Genomic DNA, 18137 nt, shown 5'->3' with positions numbered 1-18137 from the left:
CATTTCCTGTCTCTGTGTCACCGGCCGAGGCGTTACAGGCCGAGGTCCTTGGCGATGATCGTCTTCATGATCTCGCTGGACCCGGCGTAGATCCGGGTGACCCTGGCGTCGGCGTATGCCTTGGCGATGGGGTATTCGAGGATGTAGCCGTACCCGCCGTACAACTGGAGACAGCGGTCGACGACCCGGCCCTGGAGTTCGGTACAGAACAACTTGACCTTCGCCGCGTCGGCGGGGCCGAGTTCACCCGCCTCATGGGCGAGTAATGCACGGTCGAGCAACGACTGTCCGGCCTCGACTTCCGCGGCGCACGCGGCCAACTCGAACTTGGTGTTCTGGAACGAGCCGACCGTGGTGCCGAATGCCCGCCGCGTCGATACGTACTCGACCGTGGTCTCGACGGCGCGCAGCGCCGCAGCTTGACTGTTGACCGCGATCGAGAGTCGTTCCTGGGCGAGGTTGCGGGTGAGATGGCCGAACCCCTGCTCCTCCGCACCGAGCCGATTCGCCACGGGCACACGCATATCGGTGAAACTCAGCTCGGCGAGGTCCTGCGACTTCAGGCCGAGTTTCTCGAGCTTGCGCCCGCGGACGAACCCCTCGGTCTCGGCGTCGACCACGAGCAGCGAGATCCCGTCGCGGCCCGCGGCGGGGTCGGTCTTGACCGCGAGGATGAGCAGATCCGCGGTCCGGCCGTTCGTGATGAAGGTCTTGGACCCGTTCACGATGTAGTGGTCGCCGTCGCGCACCGCGGTCGTCCCCATCGCCTTCATATCCGAGCCCGCGCCCGGCTCGCTCATCGCCAGCGCGGCGATCGCCTCACCGCTGGCAAGACGCGGAAGCCAGCGCGCCTGCTGCTCGGCGGTGGCGAGTTCGAGGAAATACGGCATGCAGATGTCGGTGTGTACGCGCAGGCCGCCGAGGGCCAGTCCGGCACGCTGCGCTTCCTCGGTGAGGACGACGTTGTAGAGGAACGATGTCTGCCCGCCCCCGCCGTATTCCTCCGGGATCTGTGTGCCGAGCGCGCCGATCTTGCCTGCCTCCCGCCAGAATTCCCGGTCCGGGTGCCCGATAGCTTCCCATTCCTCGTAGTGGGGCACGGCCCGCGCCTGGAGGAATCGGCGCACGGTATCCCGGAATGCCTCGTGATCCTCGTCGAACAGGGTGCGTCGCATCATGGTGGTGACTCCGCGTGTTGGATGGTCCGGGCCGGTGCACGCGGCCCGTCAGAGCCGTTCGACGACCAGCGCGTTGGCCATGCCGCCGTTCTCGCACATCGTCTGCAATCCGTAGCGTCCGTCCGATGCCTCCAGCGCGCCGAGCATCGTGGTCAGCAGGCGCGCACCCGAGGCGCCGAGCGGGTGCCCGAGCGCAATGGCACCGCCGGACGGATTGAGCCGGTCGCCGTCGGCATCGAAATGCCGCTGCCAGGAGAGCGGTACGCTCGCGAACGCCTCGTTGACCTCGATGTGATCGATCTCCTCGAGCTTCAGCCCAGCCCGGTCGAGGGCCCTCTCCGTGGCGGGGATCGGACCGGTGAGCATCGTCACCGGATCGGAGCCGACCACTGCGGTCGACAGGATCCGAGCCCGCGGACGCAGCCCGAGCTGTGCGGCCTTCTCCTCGCTCATGAGCAGCAGAGCCGCCGCGCCGTCGGTGATCTGGGAGGAGTTACCCGCCGTCACCGACCAGGTGATATCGGGATACCGCTCTGCGGCGGAGTCATCGGCGAATACAGGTCTCAGGCCGGCGAGCGCGTCAGCAGTGGTCTCTGCCCGGACCGTCTCGTCCGCCATCACCTGCCGCTGTGAGCCGTCACCGCCGGGCACGGTGACAGGCACGATCTCCCGTGCCATCACATCACGTGCCGCTTCGGCGCGGGCATGAGACCGCGCGGAATACTCGTCCATATCGCGTCGAGTGATGCCGTAGCGGGCCGCCACCAACTCCGCCGAAACTCCCTGTCCGACAAGCCCGGGCGCATACCGTGCCGCGACTCCGGCGCCGAACACATCGGCGCCGAGACGGGCCGAACCCATCGGGACACGACTCATCGACTCCACGCCGCCCGCGACAGCGATGTCATAGGCGCCCGCCATGATCCCGTGAGCGGCGAATTCCACGGCCTGCTGGCCCGACCCGCAGCGGCGGTCGATCGTCACCCCGGGCACGTGATCCGGCATTCCGGCCGCCAGCCAGGCGAGTCGACCAGGCGTGAACGCCTGTTCGGAGGCCTGGCTGACGCAGCCGATGAGGACGTCGTCGACCAGCGCCGGATCCACTCCGCTGCGCCCGATCAGGCCCATCAGGACCTGGGCGAGCAGGTCGACCGGATGCAGTGTGGACAGCGCGCCGCCTGGCTTGCCCCCACGGGCCTGCCTGCCGCGGCCGAGCGGGGACCGAACGGCCTCGACGATGACGACCGGGGAACCGCTCACGATGCCGGGGTCCCGATGAGTGCCTGCTCGCGCAGCCGCTCGCAGATCGCGGGATTGCCGAGGATCTCCTCGTACCGGTCACGTTCGGTCGCCAGATCCCAGAACGTGTCGGCGACCTGCCCGGAGGTGATGTGCGCGGCCAGGTCCTCGTGGAAGACGCGGTATTCGTCCCAGGCGCGGTCGCCCGGGCGCCGCGCGGTTACATCGAGGCTCTTCGCGCGCTCGGAGTCGCCCTCGATGATGAGTCCGGCGATCGGCACGGCACCGACGTAGACACCCTGCGAAGCGACGTCGACGTACAGGCTCTGGACGTAGTTGCGGATCGCCGCGCAGGCCATCGCGTAATTGGAGCTGAAGAGCACCGGATCGATCGCGGACATCGGCATGCAGAACAGCAGGGCGCCGTCGCGCCGCTCCAGCATGCCCGGCAGCACGTACCCGACCGCGGCGACCGCGCCGTTGAGGAGATCGATCATCGGCGCGAGTTTCTCGACCGTGATGTCGCGGGGGGCACACATCGTGCCCGAGGTCGCGGGCGGGCCGTAGTAGAGCGTGTGAATCGCTCCGTGCCGCTGCTCGATCTCGGTGAGTGTGGCCCGCAGCGCGACGAGGTCGGTGATGTCGGTGGCGTGCGCCGAAGCGGTGATGCCCTCGGCGGTGAGTTGCTCGACGAATCCGGCCAGACGTTCGGCATTGCGCGCGACGAGCGCCACGCGGTATCCGTCACGGCCCCACCGTCGGCCGACGGCCAGCCCGATACCCGGGCCCGCCCCGATCACGACGATCGTCTTCGCGACCTCGTTCGACATCCGATGTGCTCCTGTTCAGGCAGATTCAAGGGTGATGGCGACTTCGGGGCACGCGTCGGCCGCCTCGACGGCGGCTTCGACGTGCTCGTCGTCGACCACGTCGTCATCGACATACACGAAGCCTTGGCCGTCGAGTTTGAAGACCGAAGGGCAGATCTCCGCGCAGATGCCGTATCCGCAACATTTCTCGGAAGCGATCGACACCTTCATCGTCATGACGTTGCCTCCAACGAATAGGAACCGACAGCCGGTGGCCGCGGGGTGGACGGGGGTAGTGACGCGAGGACCGGGACGAGGGCGCGCCGCAGGATCTTTCCCGTATCGGTGCGCGGCAGTTCGTCGAGGACATGAACCAGATCCGGTGTCTTCGAGCCGCGTAGCGCGGCCCGAACCCACTCCCGCAGCGCCGCGGGGTCCGGTACCCGGCCGGGGCGGCCGACGACCGCCGCGGCGATCCGCTGACCCCATTCCTCGTCGGGCACGCCGACGACCGCCGCCTCCGCCACCGTCGAATGCTGTTCCAGTACATGCTCGATCTCCGCGGGGGCGATGTTCTCGCCGCCGCGGATGATGGTGTCGTCGGCACGACCGTGGATGAACAGATAGCCTTCGGCGTCGATCCTGGCGAGGTCGCGGGTCGCGAACCAGTCGCCTGCCCCGACTGCGGCCCCGCCCCGGTACTCGCCCGAGACCTGCTCGCCTCGGACGAACAGCAGTCCCACTTCTCCGGCAGGCAGCGTGCGCCCCTCGGGGTCGCGGATCTCGGCCTCGAGATCGGGCACCAGTCGGCCTGCTGAGCCGAGGCGCGCGCGAATATCGGGGTCGGCATCGGCCACCGCGCTGCGGTGGTCCTCCGGCCCGAGCACGGCGATGGTGGAACTCGTCTCGGTCAGGCCGTAGGCATTGACGAAGTCGACGTCGGGGAACAGGGCGAGTGCCTGCTCGATCACCCGTGTCGGCATCGGCGCGCCGCCGTAGGCGATCGACCGCAGGCTGCGCGGCACCGGCTCACCGGTCTGCTCGAGATGCGCGACGACCCGGGAAAGCATCGTGGGCACCACCATCACCTGGCTGACCCCTTCGCGAGCGACGGTGGCGAGCCAGCCCTCAGGGGTGAACTGCCGAAGGTGGACGACGCGGCGGCCCGCGTACAGGTTCGTGATCGTGTTGGCGACACCGGCGATGTGATAGGGCGGCACCGCGACCAGCGTGCAGGCCTCGGGCGCCGCCCCGGCGAATTCGACCGTGGAGAAGACGTAGGCCGTCAGGTGGCGGTGGCGCAGTACCGCCGCTTTCGGCGCCGCCGTGGTGCCGCTCGTGTAGAGCAGCAGCGCGACCGAATCCGGATCGCCGACGGGGACGGCAGCGGCGGGGATATCCTGCCCGGTACGGGCCATCCACTGCGCGCTGGTCGCCGAACGAGCGGGGTCCGCGCCGATGCCGTCGAGGATCTCGCGGTCGGCGATGACGTAGGCTGCGGAGTTCTCGGCCACCAATGCCGCGAGCTGGTCGGTGGCGAGCCGGTAGTTGAGCGGTACGAACGGCACGCCCGCGCGGCTCGCCGCGAAGAGCGACACGGGGAACATCTCGTCGCTGATGCCGATGTAGACGAGGTGGCCCGCGCCGGTGTCGCGGAGCACGGCCGCCCCGTTCTCCGCGCGCCGCCGCAACTGCGCGGCCGTCATTCCCGTCTCGGCCGATCCCAGAACGACCCGGTCGGGCATCCCTTCGGCCACCATGTCGAGCAACAGATTCAGGTCCACAGGCTGCGCCTCAGTCCGAGGACGGCAGGGCTTGGGCCCCACGCATCTGCCGTGTGCGCTCGTCGATCGCGAGTCGTCCTGATCCGCCTTTGGCGGCAGAGCACCTCGAGACCGGTCTGCTCATCGAAATAGCGCTTGCCGAGCAATACCGGCTCGGACTCGACCGGCGCGTCGGCGCGGGCCGGCGCGGCCGGGTCGGCGGCGCCGATCATCGCGACGGCACCGGAGGTCGGGGGCACGTCGACGGCGGTCGGTCGCACCACGACGATCTCGACATGGGACAACGCGCGCCGCAGCCGGACGCCTGGCTTGCCGACTAGACCCACCATCAGGGACCCGTTTCTGCTCGTCGAAACAATTATTGAGCAGATGATACAACTATTGTATCATCTGTGCAAGATTATCGGGTGGGACGACTCACTTCAGCGCCGCGAACGCCGCGCCCGGTCGGCGCTCACGCCGGCAGGCCTGCGAAATCCGTCGGCTCGCGGATCGACGCGACGACGACTTCGACCGGGTAAGCCATCGCCGCGCCCAGGGCGACGCCAGGTCTTCCCTGTCCCGGGACTCTCCCAGATCAGCAGAGGAATATCTGCTCGGACCACGAGAACGAGGGTATCGAGCGCCGCGGAGGTCACCGGTCACCGACCGACGGACTCCGTGGCGGCGTATACCGTGGCGGTTCGGGGGGCATCGGTGTTGAATTTGTGCCCCCACACCGACAGGCTCTCCGACTTGCCTTCCACGAAAGGGTGCGCCGTACTGTCTTCGATTCCCCCGTGGATGTACTCGATCGGGAAGCCCGACGGGGAGAAGTGGTAGAAGGAGATCACCGGGTCCTGCGTGTGCCTGCCCAGCGTCGCCATCAGTGGATAGCCGCGCTCCAGCACCCGGTCATAGGCGATTCCCACGTCGTCGAGGTCGTTGACCTCGATGCCGACGTGGTTGAGGCCCAGCAGGCCGGGGACGATCGAGTAGCCGATCGAATGGGTGCGGTGGTTACGTTTGGGCCGGTAGAATCGGCGCTTGCCGACATCGGCGCCCGAGCCGAACCACTTGAAGCTCAGCACCTTCTCGATGAAACGGTCGAGGTCGTCGGTCCACTCCGGGACCGTGACGACGACATGGCCGAAGCCACCGTCGCCGGTGACGAAGCCGTGGTGCGGACGCCCCGGCAGGAAGGTGTGGGTGTTGAACGCCGCGCCGTAGAAGAATTCGTGTCGGACATGATCCGGACCGATGATCCAGGCCATGGCGTGCACGGCCCGCTCGTCGCAGAGTTGCCGGTCGGCGACGTCGGCGGTATATCCCGCCACTTCCAGGATCCGCAGGCACTCGTCCCATGCGACCCGATCGAGCAGTTCCCACCCCACGTAGGCCAGCCGCTCCTGCTGACCGGGGTGCAACGCGATCCGATGGTGTCGGTCGTCCATCCGAAGGAGGAGCGTCTCCCCCTCGCTCGGGCGGACCTGCATGCCCAGCACGTCGGGAGCGTAACTCCGCCAGTCCGCGACATGCGCACTCGTCAGGCCGATGTAGCCGAGGCCAACGATGTCCATCGCAGTCTCCTTCTGCTCGAACTCAGTTGGCCGCGGACGAGGCGATCTTCTTCAGTGCGCGGATCTCCTCGGAGGACAGCTTCGACTCCGGAAGCTTGAGCAGCGGCAGCGCGTTCTCGAAGCGGATCTTGTCGCGGTCGGCCTCGTCGAGGCCCATCCCGCTGGTGAGGTCACCTTCGTGGGTGTCCGCACCGGAGAAGTTGTCGCCGTAGACGACCTGTTCGACACCCACCTCACCGACCAGCGCCCTGCGCATGTGCGGGCTGGCGATATCGAGGTCGTAGAAGAAGTTCGGGTTGTACTCGATGAGGTCCTTCTTGTTCCTCGAGTCCGGAGCCATCGTCTTGTTGGTCGCGTTGAAGCGCTCGAGCTGGAAGGGCACGAACCCGCCGCCGTGGGTGATCAGGATCTTCAGATCCGGGAACTCGTCGAGGACGCCACCGTTGGTGAGCCACCAGTAGAACAGCGTCTCGTCACTGTTCATACCGACGATCGAGGTGGTGTCGAACGGATCGTCACACGCCTTCTCACCCCAGGTGACCGATTGGTTGTAGCCGTGCACGAACACCATGCAGTCGAGTTCGGAGACCTTCTCCCACAGGGGACGGAACTCCGGATCGTGGACCTCCAGTCCGCCGAAGTTGCGAGCCCCCATCATCAGACCCTGTGCGCCGAGTTCGGTGACGGCGCGCTCGAGCTCCCTGGCCGCGGCGACCGGATCCTGTAGCGGCGCGTGGGCCCAGAAGTAGAACCGATCCGGGCCGTGCGTGCAGAATTCGGCCATCGAATCGTTGGTGGTCTGGGCGTACCGGATCGCGAACTCGCGCTCGTAGTGGTAGCCGACCATGTGCAACGGCATCGAGAAGATCATCTTGTCGATGCCCGCGGCGTCGAGCGCCGCGAGCCGCGGCTCGGGTTGCCACCGCTCCAGCATCTCTTCGAGACGCTGTGGAGCCTGGCGTTTGGAGCCCAGCTTCCAGTCGCCGATCCGCAGGCCGCCGTCCCAGAAGGGCCCCCACTTCTCGTGCTGGTTGAACTGTCCTTCGAGCAGCTGATGGGCATGCAGATCGATGAGCATGAGGCTGTCCTCCTGGCGGTCTGGCGATACAGCACATTTATGCACACGATACAATTATTGTCAATAATGTCTCATGCTTGTTAGTGTGACTGACGGCACACCGAACCGGCTCGGAAGGACGCACAATCTATGCGCTACGTGACATTCACACTCGACACCGCGATGGGACCACTCACCCGGGTCGGAAGTCTCACCGCCGCGGGCGACGTGGTCGACCTCAATTCGGCCTACCGCCACACCCTCGCCGACACCCTGGCCCCCGAACGAGCCCGCGCCGTGGCCGACGCGGTCGTCCCGACCGACCTGATCAGCCTGCTCGGCAACAGCGGTCTCGGCCGCGACGCCGTCGCCGCAGCGCTGGAGTCGCTTCCCTCGGAAACCCCCGGCACCCGGGACGCGAACGGCGCGACCCTCGTGCACGCCCGCAGCGCCGTCCGCCTACTGTCCCCACTGCCGCGGCCGACCAGCCTTCGCGACTGCTCGGCGTACGAGAAGCATATCCACAACTCGACACGGGGCAGGATTCCGAAGCGGTGGTACGAAGCTCCGACCTACTACAAGGGCAACCCGGCCTCCGTCATCGGCGACGGCGCCGACGTTCTCGTTCCGCCGGGCTCGAACGCCTGCGACTACGAACTCGAGTACGCCGCCGTCATCGGCAAGACCGGACGCGACCTCGACCCCGACGAGGCACTCGACCACATCGCAGGCTACCTGATCTTCAACGACGTCTCGATCCGCGACGTCCAGTTCCGGGAGATGTCGGTCGGCCTCGGCCCCGCGAAATCCAAGGACCTCGACGGCACCAACGCTCTCGGCCCCGCACTCGTGACGCCGGACGAGTGGGATCCACACGAGGAGCAGACGATGCGCGCACTCGTCAACGGCAAGGAGTGGAGCGTAGGCGTCACCACCACGATCCACTTCTCCGTCGGCGAGATCCTGAGCCACATCAGTCGCGGTGAGACCCTGCGCGTGGGCGACGTCGTCGGCACCGGCACGGTCGGCGGCGGATGCGGCTTGGAACTCGGCCGTTATCCCACGCCAGGCGATACGGTCACCCTGGACATCGAGGGCCTCGGCCGACTCATCAATACGTGGCGTGCGTCATGATCAGCACGAAGGAACAAATTGAACACGAATGACTGTTAATGTAGCTTTCGTGAGTAAGAACTCGACGCAGACCTGGGAACGCATCCTCGACGGTGCCCTTGTTGCGCTCGCCCGCCGAGGGCAGCACAAGTTCTCCATGACAGATGTGTGCGCCGAGTCGGGCGTTTCCCGGGGGACTCTGTACCGCTACTTCGAGAGCAAAGAAGACGTGATCGCGGCCGTCGAGGAGCGTCTGGAGACGCGCCTGCGGGAGCGCATCACGACCGCGATCGCCGAGCGCCCGCAGCCCGAGGAGCGCCTCGCGGTCGTCGTCGACGCCTTGGTGCGGCACCGCGCGGAGTTCCCCGCGATGGAGTTACTGGCCAGAACCGAGCCGGGCATGGTCCTGGACCGCTTCGCCACGCGTTTCGACGCCCTCGTCGCGCTGCTGCAGGAATGCCTGCATCCCGCGTTGACCCAGTCCCCCCAGGTCCAGCAGAGGGCGGTGACCACGGAGCAGGTCGCCCGGATCATCGTACTGTGCGGTATCGCGTTCTCGACATTGCCTGCCTCGGCTCCGACGTCCATCGAGGAGCTGACCTCGACCCTCGGGGGACTGCTCGGTATCGACTCCGTGTCCACCGAGTCCGGCAGGCGACTGGTCGGTTGACCTGGGTGCGCCGCTCCGATCCGATGCGGCCCCTGGCCGTAGACTCCACGGCATGAGCGGAATACCCGCGCGCGATACCGTCGATGTCATCCTCGATGGTGCCATGCGCGCACTCGCGCGACACGGCAGTTCCCGGCTGTCGATGACCGACATCTGCCGCGAGTCCGGCGTCTCTCGTGGCACGCTCTATCGCTACTTCGCCAGTCGCGACGAGGTACTCACCGCGGTCAACCTGCGCATCTCCTCGCTGTCGAAGGAGACCTTCGACCGAGCGGTGGCCGAGGAGCCTGCGCCCGAACATCGGGTGCGCGTCATCCTGCACGCCATGCTGAACTTCCCGAACACATTCCCGCACATGCGGACGATGTTCAAGTACGAGCCGAAGCTGTCCTTGGACTTCCTGATCGACCAGATGCCCGGTGTGATCGAGTCTCTGGTCCCCTACCTCGAGCCCGCCTTGGCGGACCTACCCGCCGCGCGCGCGGGATTGCTGACCGCGCGGGACCTCGCCGAATTCCTGTACCGGATCGTCACGTCGTCGTTCTTCATACCGACCGGCGACTCCGCAGCGCTCGAGCGAAAGATCTCGGCGCTGTGGGACTTCGCCATCGACAAGGGCGTCGAGCACGACGGTCGGCGTCCCCTCGACCGCACGGCCAACGCCACCTAGAAAGCTCGCGAAACCGGGCCCGAGCCGATGCTCGGGCCCGGTCTCCATGGACTGGGTCGAAAGTCGTTAGCTCACAACGGGATACCGATCGCCTTGATCTCGAGGAACTCCTCGAGTCCCTCGACGCCGTATTCGCGCCCGATCCCGCTCTGCTTGTACCCGCCGTACGGCGTGTCCGGGGCAGTGAACCCGCCACCGTTGACACCGATCGTGCCGGTCCGGACCCGACGGGCGACCCGCGCGGCCCGCTCGATGTCGGCGCTGAAGACCGAACCGGACAGGCCGTAGGGCGAATCGTTCGCGATCCTGATCGCGTCCTGCTCGTCGTCGTATCCGATGAGGGACAGGACCGGACCGAAGATCTCCTCCCGCGCGATCCTGGCGTCGTTCGACACATCGGCGAACGCGGTCGGCTGAACCCAGAAGCCCTTGTCGAACTGCTCGGCGGGGCCGCCGCCCACGATGAGGTCGGCCTCCCGCTTGCCCGCCTCGATGTAGTCGAGCACCCGGTCACGCTGCCTGGCGTTGATGAGCGGCCCCATCATGTTCACGGGGTCCTGCGGGTCACCGTAGGGGAGCTGACCGTAAACCGCCTTCACGATCTCCGTGGCGAAACCCATCTGCGATTTCGGCACCAGGACACGCGTCATCAGCGCACAGCCCTGGCCCGCGTGCAGACACACGATCCCGGCCGCCAAAGGGAGGATCTGGGTCAGGTCCGCATCGTCGAGGATGATCGCGGCGCTCTTGCCCCCCAGCTCCAGTGACACCTTCTTCACCGTCTCCGAGCCGTTGCGCATGATCAGCTTGCCGATCTGGGTCGACCCGGTGAAAGTGACGTGGTCGACCGCAGGATGCGTGGTCAAGAGCTCGGCCACCGCGTTGTCCTTGGTCGTCACGATGTTCACGACACCGGCTGGGATATCGGTGCGCGACACCGCCTCGGCCAGGAGCGTGGCGGAGAACGGGGTGTCCGGCGCCCCCTTGAGTACGACGGTGCAGCCCGCCGCGAGCGGCGCGCCCAGCTTCGCGAGATTCAGTTGGAACGGGTAGTTCCACGGCGTGATCGCACCGACGACGCCGCCGGGCTCCCGGCGGACGATGCGCTTCGATTTCACCCCCATGAATTCGGTGACGGGTCGCTCGGTCTCCCACCCATAGGTGCCCATCAGCTCCGGCCAGTAGCCCAGCCACTCCACGGGTGCGTCGACGCCGATGGCCCGCGCGAGACCGACCGGCATGCCCACCTCGGCCGTGTGCGCCGCGCGGATCATGTCGATGTTCGCCCGCAACTCCGCCTGGAGTTGGGTGAGGCAATGACGTCGGAAATCGACGTCTTCGGCCCATCTGCCCTCGTCGAAGGCTCGGCGCGCGGCCGTCAGCGCACGTTCGACGTCCTCGGTCGTGGCATCCGGCGCCGTTCCGATGACCTCTTCGTTCGCCGGGTTGACATTGTCGTACTCGCGACTGCCGGTGGCCCCGACGAGTTCTCCGTCGATGAGCATCCGCTGCTGGTCGAGCTCCATATCCATCCTCCGTCGTCCGCGTCCCACTGCGGTGGCCACACCACGCTCCGACAATAGATCTAATGTGACTAATTGCACAAGAGTCGTACCTTCTGTACATTCGCGTTGTCTCGCAGGAGCGGGCAACGAACAGGCAGAGAAGGTGGCACATGGGCAGAATGGACGGGCGCGTCGCATTCATCACCGGCGCGGCGCGCGGCCAGGGCCGGTCGCACGCGGTGCGGCTGGCAGAAGAAGGAGCCGACATCGTCGGCATCGACATCTGCGAGAACATCGAGGTGGTCCCCTACAACCTCGGCACCGAAGGCGACCTCGCCGAGACCAAGCGACTGGTCGAGAAAACCGGCCGACGAATGCTCACCTTCAAATGCGACGTCCGCGACTTCGACGGCATGAAAGAGTCCTTCGAAGCCGGTGTCGCCGAGTTCGGACACATCGACACGGTGATCGCGAACGCGGGCATCGTGATGTTCAACACCAAGGAGCGCGACAACGTCGAGGCCTGGGACGTCGGCATCGGCGTGATGCTCAGCGGCGTTCGCAACGCGATCCAGGTCGCCTATCCGCACATGGTCGAACGTGGCCAGGGCGGCGCATTCATCCTGATCAGCTCCTCGGCGGCGCTGCTCGGCAAGACCACCGCCAACGGCGGCGACGACGCCTACGGCATCGCCAAACTCGGTGTCATCGGCTTGGCCCAGATGTACGCGAACTACCTCGGCCGCTACAACATTCGTGTCACCGCGATCGCACCCACCGGCGTCGCCACGCCGATGATGACGGAGAACCCCGAGGCATTCCCGTTCATGGCCCAGAACGCGGAGGTGCTGGGCGATATGAGCAACCTGCTGCCGGTCCAGATGATCACCGCCGAGGACGTCAGCGAGACCGTCCTCTTCCTCGCCGACAACACGACCGGCAAGTACTTCACCGGCAGCGTTCTCAAGATCGACGCGGGCCTGACCGCCAAATAGAGTTCGATCATGCTCACCAACAGCGGCGTACAGCCCCGGCCGGGCGCCGCTCGTCGCATCGGGAAGGACTCGCTATGCCCCTGCTAGAGGACAAGATCGCCCTGATCACGGGGGGCGGCGCGGGCTTCGGCCGCGGCATGGTGACCCGATTCGCGCAGGAGGGTGCGCGGGTCCTCGTCGCCGAGTACGACGCCGCGCGCTGCGAAGCACTGCGCCACGACTACGAGGGAGACGACCGAGTCCATATCGTCGCTACCGATGTCCGGGAGAAGGATCAGGTCCTGGCCGCCGTCGACGCCGCCGTGAAAACGTTCGGCGGGCTCGACATCCTGGTGAACAACGCGATCACCCTCTCACCGCGGCTACCACTCGAGCAGAAGACCGACGAGATCCTCGACGGCACTCTGCACGCGGGGCTGTGGGCCGCGTGGTGGGCGATGCACGCCGCCCGACCGCACCTGCGGGCACGCGGCGGCGGCTCGATCATCAACTTCAGCTCGATAGACGTCGAGACAGGCGCCTGGCTCAACGCGGACTACGTGGTGACCAAGTCCGCGATCATGGGACTCACCCGCAATGCCGCCCACGAGTGGGGCCGATTCGGCATCCGGGTCAACGCCATCGCACCCGCCGGCATGGGCAGCCAGTTCATGAATTACGTCGAAGAGATCCCCGGCTTCGCCGAACGATCTGCGGCGTTGAAGCCGCTGGGCCGCAACGGCGACCCGGAACACGACATCGCACCGGTCGCGGTGTTCCTCGCCTCCGAGATGTCGCGCTACGTCACCGGCGAACTCATCCACGTCGACGGTGGACTGCACCTGCCCGGTTACCAGTCGCGACCGCCCGACCTCACCGCCTTCGCTTCCTGACCGCGACCGAAGAAACTGCCAATGCATATCCATGCCACCGCTTTCGGTCTGGGGCCCGGACAGCACCCCCGACGTCGTCGGCCGGATCGGCGCGCTGCTGCGCGACGTGGCCGGCGACGCGAGCGGGATCGATGAGGTCTACGCGGGCCCCAATCTCATGAGCGCCCAGACACACGCGGTCGTCGTGGTGGTCGATGATCGCGTCGGTTTGGACGAGTTCGACGCACACCCCCTCCGCGGAGCCGTCGGCACGGCCTCACCTCGATCGTCACCGCCCCGGTCGGCCTGACCTGAACGGTTCGCCTGAACCCGCTCGCACAGACGAATGCGGCACCGGTTCGCTTGAAGCGAACGGGCGCGGCATTCTGCGCTGTCCGGGACCCGAGGTGCGACGACCTACAGGATGATGGTCATGTTGGGGAATCCCACCGTGGACTGGTCCATCAGGAAGGTGCGGCGCGTAAGCAGGAAGCCGGAGCCGTCGCGCCGCAGCACATCGTTGCGTTCACCCGACATGATCAGCGGCACCGACTCGGAGTGGCGGTTGCGAGTTATCAGCACCGAGCTGATGACCGTGAACTCGTCCGGGGTCGTGCCCTCGAAGACGCGGATGTTCGTGACCAGGCGACGCGAGCGCGATACCGGATTCTCGCACCACGGGCTCGCGGTCGTCGCCAGCCGCAGGATCTTCATCGTCAGCGTCGTATGGTTCTCGTCGTAGTGGAACATGTTGTCCGCGAACTGCGATCGCGTGTCATCCCGCAAACGGGTCTGACGCACGGGAATCCGATAGACGATGTCCTCGGCGATGAGCTTGGTCCAAGCGATCGTGTGCCCGCCGTCCAGGAGCGCGGTCTCGTCGTGGAGCCAGTCCACGATCCGGTGGTAGCGCGGATCCCCGGAGCTCACCCGGACCCCGAAGTCGGGTACGGGCCCCTGCTGGACCGGCGTTGCGGTCTCGGTCATCGCTGTGCCTCTCTTCGTCGATGTTCTCAGTGGTGGGCGTCCGGGCCCCACGGGTCATCGAGCATGAAGTCGCGCCACCGCAGCCACCAGTTCCACTGGGAGTCGTCCTTGGTGAAGCCGGGGTAGAGGTGCCCGCCGCCGGGGAACTCGCCCTTGTCCCAATAGCCGGTCAGTGGCTGGTCTTCGCCGGTCAGAGCGCCGTACTTGATGGTGCCCTGGCTGCCCATGTAGCCCTTCGACGCGGCGGTCATCAACGGCCAGGTGTCGGCGTCGTCGGTTTCGACGAATCCGGTGCTGCCAAGGCCGAGGGTGGACGCCCGGCGCATCAGGTCCTTGAACTCCGGGGGCGCGTCCTTCTCCACGAGGAACCAGTTGATGAACTCGAATTTGTCCGGGCCCTTCGGCACGAAGGAATGCCAGCTGATGATGGCCGCCATGCCCATCGGGGTCGGGAATTCGAAGCAGAAGGTGCCCATATTCGGGAACAGGCCCCCGACGCTCGGCGGGTAGTCCGCCAGCACAGTCATCTGATCCTCGGTGAGGGTATCCGCGAGCTGCTCGGCCATTTCCGTGGTCATGCCGGGGGGAAGCATGATCGTGCGAAGTTTCTCGAACGGGGGCAGACTCTGCGCCGCGAGGACGGCCTCGCGGTTGTTCTTCCACTTGCCTTTGCGCCGGTCGATGAGACGCAGGCCGTGGCCGTTGGCGCTCACGTCGATGCCGTACATGGACGAGTCGTCCGACTCCGAGGCGGCGAGTTCGTTGATAGAGCGGTGCAGGGTCATCGCGTGGTAGCCGTCGCCCGCGTGCTGCTCGCCGGGGCATTTCCAGTTCGCCGGGATGATGAAGCGCTGGGGTGGGCCCAGGACCTCCAAGCCCGATTCGCTGCGCGCGAACATCAGGTCCTGATAGAACTTGATCTCCCCGAGGTACTCCTCCAACGAGGGCGCGTCGGGATCCCAGGTGGCGAACACGAATCCCGAGTACTGCTCCACCCGGGCCTTCTTCAGCCCGAGTTCTTCCTTGCTGTGGAACGCGCCGTGCATGTTCTCCCTGGCGACGGGCGAACCCATGAAACGGCCCTGCTCGTTGAAACTCCAGCCGTGATATGGACACTTGAACTGCTTCTCGTTGCCCGCTTCCGCACGACACACCTGCATTCCGCGGTGTGTGCAGACATTCAGCACGACATTGATCTCGCCGTTGCGTGAGCGCGTGACGATCACCGGATCCAGACCGATGTCACGTGACACATAGTCGAACGGCTCTGGGATCTCAGTCTCGTGAGCGAGCACCGTCCACGCGCGGCTGAAGAGCCGCTCGAGTTCGAGCCGGAACACCTCGGGGTCACTGAGAAGCCGCATCGACACCTCGTGTTTCTCGAGATCGATCAAATCGGCCAGCGGTGTGCCGTCGGACAGGATCGGCCCGGTGACCTTTGTACATCCCATTTCTATCGTCATGGGTTCTCACTCCTCGGGTGGTGGATGTGTAGCGACGCAACCTCGTGGACCGGGCTCAGTCCCACCGGACATTGATCGACGTCGGCTGGCGGAGGTTGGCACCCCGGATCGCGAGCGGCTCGGCGTCCTCGTCGGCACGCAGCCTCGGGAACTCGTCGAGCATCAGGTTCAGCGCCTTGCTCATCTCGAGCTTGGCGAGGTTCATCCCCATGCATGTGTGGGGGCCGAAGCCGAAGGCGATGTTGGGCTTGTTCATCGCGCGGCGGATATCGAAGGTATCCGGGTTCGGCCACGCGTCAGGGTCACGCAGACCCGACCCTTTGACGATCGTGACACCGGACCCCTCCGGGATGGTGACGCCGCGGACCTCGACATCGCGCGTCGCCGTGCGGGCGGCAACCATCGAGACCGGCTCGAACCGGGTGCCCTCGGTGATCGTCTTCGGCACCAGATCGCGGTCGGCGCGCACTTCGGCGAGCACCTCCGGGCGATTGAGCAACAGAACCAGGACGTTGCCGAAGGAACGGGTCGTCGTTTCGGCCGCCGCGGGCAGCAGCGAACGGGTGAACACGACCACCTCGTCGTCGGTGAGCGTTTCCCCGTCGACCTCCACCCGCAGCAGATGCGAGATGAGACTGTTACCGGGCGCTCCTTCCGATCGGCGCCTCCGCACGATCGGCAGTAGGTCGTCGTACAACGCCTTGACCGAGGCGATCGCCCGCTCCCGGTTGATCGCCGCCTGCCCCTTCTTGGCCGGATCGGTACTGCCGAAGCCCAGCAGGATCGTCAGGGCCTTGGTCTGGAAATCGTGGAATCTCTCCTGGTCGTCGGCGGGGAAGCCGAGGATCTCGTAGACGATCCTGACCGGAAAATTCACGACGAACTCGGTGAGGTCGGCGCGGTCGCCCCGCTGCGAGAGTTCCGAGATCATCCGCCTCAGCACCGGTTCGACGATATCGGCACCCCAGGAATCGAAGTTCTGTCGGCCCAGACCGGGCATCAGCAGTTTGCGCAGGCGCGAATGCTCCTGCCCATCCACACCGGTGACCACCTTGCCGAGCAGCGGACGGAAAGCCGCCGAGACCGCCTCGCTCGGGAATGTCTCGGTGTCCTTGAGCAGGGTCAGGCAGTCCTCGAATTTGAAGACCGAGTAGACGTCGCGCTCGCCGTTGAAACCTCCGGCCATCGACGGTGTACCGAACTCCGCGAGCACATCGCCGTGACGCACCGGTTCGGTCTCGCGATACTTCGCGAACACCGGATAGGGATCTTGGACGGAACCTGCGCTGAATGCCTCACTGATCTCGACCATCAGCTGGGCCGGCGTCGGGACCTCGTTCACTTCAGTGGTCATACGGGTCATTCCTTCGTATTGATCGGGGCCAGCGCCATCGCGCGTGACGGCCCGACGGTCGAGAGCTGCTCGGTGATGCCTCCGTCGACCGTGATCACCTGACCGGTGACATACGACGAGAGGTCCGATCCCAGATAGAGGACCGCGTTCGAGATGTCGCGGGGGCGTCCCAGGCGCTGGATCGAGCAGTTCGGCTCGAACATCTCCCTCATCTGGACCGGGAACGACGCGGCGCGTTCCTCGCCGACGATCAATCCCGGTGCGATCGCGTTGCATCGCACGCCCTGGGGGCCGTACTGGACTGCGATGTGGCGGGTGAGCGAGTTCAGGGCGCCCTTGCCCGCGGCGTACGCGGTATTGCGGATGTCGCCCCGCAGCGACTGGCCCGAGGAGATGTTGACGACAGAGCCGCCGCCGGCGGCGGTCATTGCCGGGACGGCGTGTTTGCACAGCAGCATCGGCGCGGTCACATTGATCGCGGTCGACTTCTCCCACAGCTCGAGCGTGGTGCATAGCAGATCGCCGTCCTGGCCGGACAGGTGGGTCGCCCCGGCGTTGTTGTCCAGGATGTCGAGTCGGCCGAATGTGGACATGGCGAGGGCGACGATCGATTCCGCAGTCTCCTCGGCGGTGATGTCCCCGACGACAGAGACCGCCTCGTGTCCGGCGTCCTTCAGCTCCCCCACGACCTCGTCCACGCGACTCGCGGCCAGGTCGGTGAGGACGAGACGGGCACCCTCCTGCGCCAGCAGCCGCGCCGTGTCGGAACCGATGACACCGCCCGCCCCGGTGACGATCGCGACCTTGCCCTCCAGAAGACCCACGAGAACTCCTCACCGGGCGAATGCCCGTCCATGAATGGCGTGACTCACCTCACCACTTACCGAACATATTAGACAGATA

The 18137-nt window shown here is 66.2% G+C and carries 19 protein-coding genes; 6 read left to right on the top strand and 13 right to left on the bottom strand.

Going from position 1 to position 18137, the window contains the following annotated elements; genetic code table 11:
• Positions 1-32: 32 nt before the first annotated feature.
• From DAT37_RS21540 to DAT37_RS21505, 8 genes are all read right to left on the bottom strand, one after another.
• Positions 33-1175 carry an acyl-CoA dehydrogenase family protein gene (locus DAT37_RS21540; RefSeq protein WP_109527312.1) on the bottom strand — a complete coding sequence of 381 codons (1143 nt, stop codon included), beginning with the start codon at positions 1173-1175 and terminating at the stop codon, positions 33-35.
• Between the two features lie 51 nt (positions 1176-1226).
• A complete protein-coding gene (locus tag DAT37_RS21535) occupies positions 1227-2438 on the bottom strand; it encodes a thiolase family protein (RefSeq protein ID WP_109526639.1) in 1212 nt (403 codons plus the stop codon).
• Positions 2435-3247 carry an SDR family NAD(P)-dependent oxidoreductase gene (locus DAT37_RS21530; RefSeq protein WP_109526638.1) on the bottom strand — a complete coding sequence of 271 codons (813 nt, stop codon included), beginning with the start codon at positions 3245-3247 and terminating at the stop codon, positions 2435-2437. The genes DAT37_RS21535 and DAT37_RS21530 overlap by 4 nt, the downstream gene beginning before the upstream one ends.
• Before the next feature lie 15 nt (positions 3248-3262).
• Positions 3263-3463 (bottom strand): ferredoxin, encoded by a 201-nt coding sequence (locus DAT37_RS21525; protein WP_109526637.1) that lies wholly within the window; start codon positions 3461-3463, stop codon positions 3263-3265.
• On the bottom strand, positions 3460-5010 hold the full coding sequence (locus DAT37_RS21520) for a class I adenylate-forming enzyme family protein (protein WP_109526636.1): 1551 nt from the start codon (positions 5008-5010) through the stop codon (positions 3460-3462). The genes DAT37_RS21525 and DAT37_RS21520 overlap by 4 nt, the downstream gene beginning before the upstream one ends.
• Positions 5001-5339 carry a hypothetical protein gene (locus tag DAT37_RS21515; protein ID WP_109526635.1) on the bottom strand — a complete coding sequence of 113 codons (339 nt, stop codon included), beginning with the start codon at positions 5337-5339 and terminating at the stop codon, positions 5001-5003. Before DAT37_RS21515 ends, DAT37_RS21520 begins: the two co-directional genes overlap by 10 nt.
• Before the next feature lie 312 nt (positions 5340-5651).
• Positions 5652-6569 (bottom strand): VOC family protein, encoded by a 918-nt coding sequence (locus DAT37_RS21510; protein WP_109526634.1) that lies wholly within the window; start codon positions 6567-6569, stop codon positions 5652-5654.
• Positions 6570-6591: 22 nt separating this feature from the next.
• Complete coding sequence (locus DAT37_RS21505) at positions 6592-7647, bottom strand: amidohydrolase family protein (protein WP_109526633.1); 1056 nt, start codon at positions 7645-7647, stop codon at positions 6592-6594.
• 129 nt (positions 7648-7776) lie between these two features.
• Between DAT37_RS21505 and DAT37_RS21500 the strand changes: the two genes are divergently transcribed.
• From DAT37_RS21500 to DAT37_RS21490, 3 genes are read left to right on the top strand one after another with little or no spacing between them, the layout of a single operon-like run.
• The gene (locus DAT37_RS21500; protein ID WP_109526632.1) at positions 7777-8760 is read left to right on the top strand and encodes a fumarylacetoacetate hydrolase family protein; all 984 of its coding nucleotides are present in this window, start codon (positions 7777-7779) and stop codon (positions 8758-8760) included.
• A 49-nt stretch (positions 8761-8809) separates the two neighbouring features.
• Entirely contained in the window at positions 8810-9409 is a 600-nt protein-coding gene (locus DAT37_RS21495; protein WP_157978603.1) for a TetR/AcrR family transcriptional regulator, read from the top strand.
• A gap of 52 nt (positions 9410-9461) precedes the next feature.
• Positions 9462-10079, top strand: a complete 618-nt coding sequence (locus DAT37_RS21490; RefSeq protein ID WP_109526630.1) for a TetR/AcrR family transcriptional regulator — start codon at positions 9462-9464, stop codon at positions 10077-10079.
• A gap of 71 nt (positions 10080-10150) precedes the next feature.
• Here DAT37_RS21490 and DAT37_RS21485 read toward each other — a convergent pair whose 3' ends face one another.
• Positions 10151-11605, bottom strand: a complete 1455-nt coding sequence (locus DAT37_RS21485) for an aldehyde dehydrogenase family protein (RefSeq protein WP_109526629.1) — start codon at positions 11603-11605, stop codon at positions 10151-10153.
• Positions 11606-11754: 149 nt separating this feature from the next.
• Here DAT37_RS21485 and DAT37_RS21480 point away from each other — a divergent pair, with 149 nt between their 5' ends.
• The 3 genes from DAT37_RS21480 (at position 11755) to DAT37_RS21470 (ending at position 13740) form a co-directional block, all read left to right on the top strand.
• Positions 11755-12579 carry a mycofactocin-coupled SDR family oxidoreductase gene (locus DAT37_RS21480; RefSeq protein WP_109526628.1) on the top strand — a complete coding sequence of 275 codons (825 nt, stop codon included), beginning with the start codon at positions 11755-11757 and terminating at the stop codon, positions 12577-12579.
• Positions 12580-12653: 74 nt separating this feature from the next.
• Positions 12654-13451, top strand: coding sequence for an SDR family NAD(P)-dependent oxidoreductase (locus DAT37_RS21475; protein ID WP_109526627.1), 798 nt, complete (start codon positions 12654-12656; stop codon positions 13449-13451).
• A gap of 31 nt (positions 13452-13482) precedes the next feature.
• On the top strand, positions 13483-13740 hold the full coding sequence (locus tag DAT37_RS21470) for a hypothetical protein (RefSeq protein ID WP_109526626.1): 258 nt from the start codon (positions 13483-13485) through the stop codon (positions 13738-13740).
• A 107-nt stretch (positions 13741-13847) separates the two neighbouring features.
• Here the strand turns inward: DAT37_RS21470 and DAT37_RS21465 are convergent, their stop codons facing one another.
• From DAT37_RS21465 to DAT37_RS21450, 4 genes are read right to left on the bottom strand one after another with little or no spacing between them, the layout of a single operon-like run.
• A complete protein-coding gene (locus DAT37_RS21465) occupies positions 13848-14417 on the bottom strand; it encodes an aromatic-ring-hydroxylating dioxygenase subunit beta (RefSeq protein WP_109526625.1) in 570 nt (189 codons plus the stop codon).
• Between the two features lie 26 nt (positions 14418-14443).
• On the bottom strand, positions 14444-15880 hold the full coding sequence (locus tag DAT37_RS21460; protein WP_198654380.1) for an aromatic ring-hydroxylating oxygenase subunit alpha: 1437 nt from the start codon (positions 15878-15880) through the stop codon (positions 14444-14446).
• A gap of 55 nt (positions 15881-15935) precedes the next feature.
• Entirely contained in the window at positions 15936-17234 is a 1299-nt protein-coding gene (locus DAT37_RS21455; RefSeq protein ID WP_157978602.1) for a cytochrome P450, read from the bottom strand.
• A gap of 5 nt (positions 17235-17239) precedes the next feature.
• Positions 17240-18058 carry an SDR family NAD(P)-dependent oxidoreductase gene (locus DAT37_RS21450; RefSeq protein WP_109526622.1) on the bottom strand — a complete coding sequence of 273 codons (819 nt, stop codon included), beginning with the start codon at positions 18056-18058 and terminating at the stop codon, positions 17240-17242.
• Between the last annotated feature and the right edge of the window lie 79 nt (positions 18059-18137).

Source organism: Nocardia aurea, from assembly GCF_003123685.1.
GTDB classification, from domain to species: Bacteria; Actinomycetota; Actinomycetes; order Mycobacteriales; family Mycobacteriaceae; genus Nocardia; species Nocardia aurea.
Note: the sequence above shows the minus strand (reverse complement) of the source record. Positions and strands in the feature narration are given on the sequence as shown.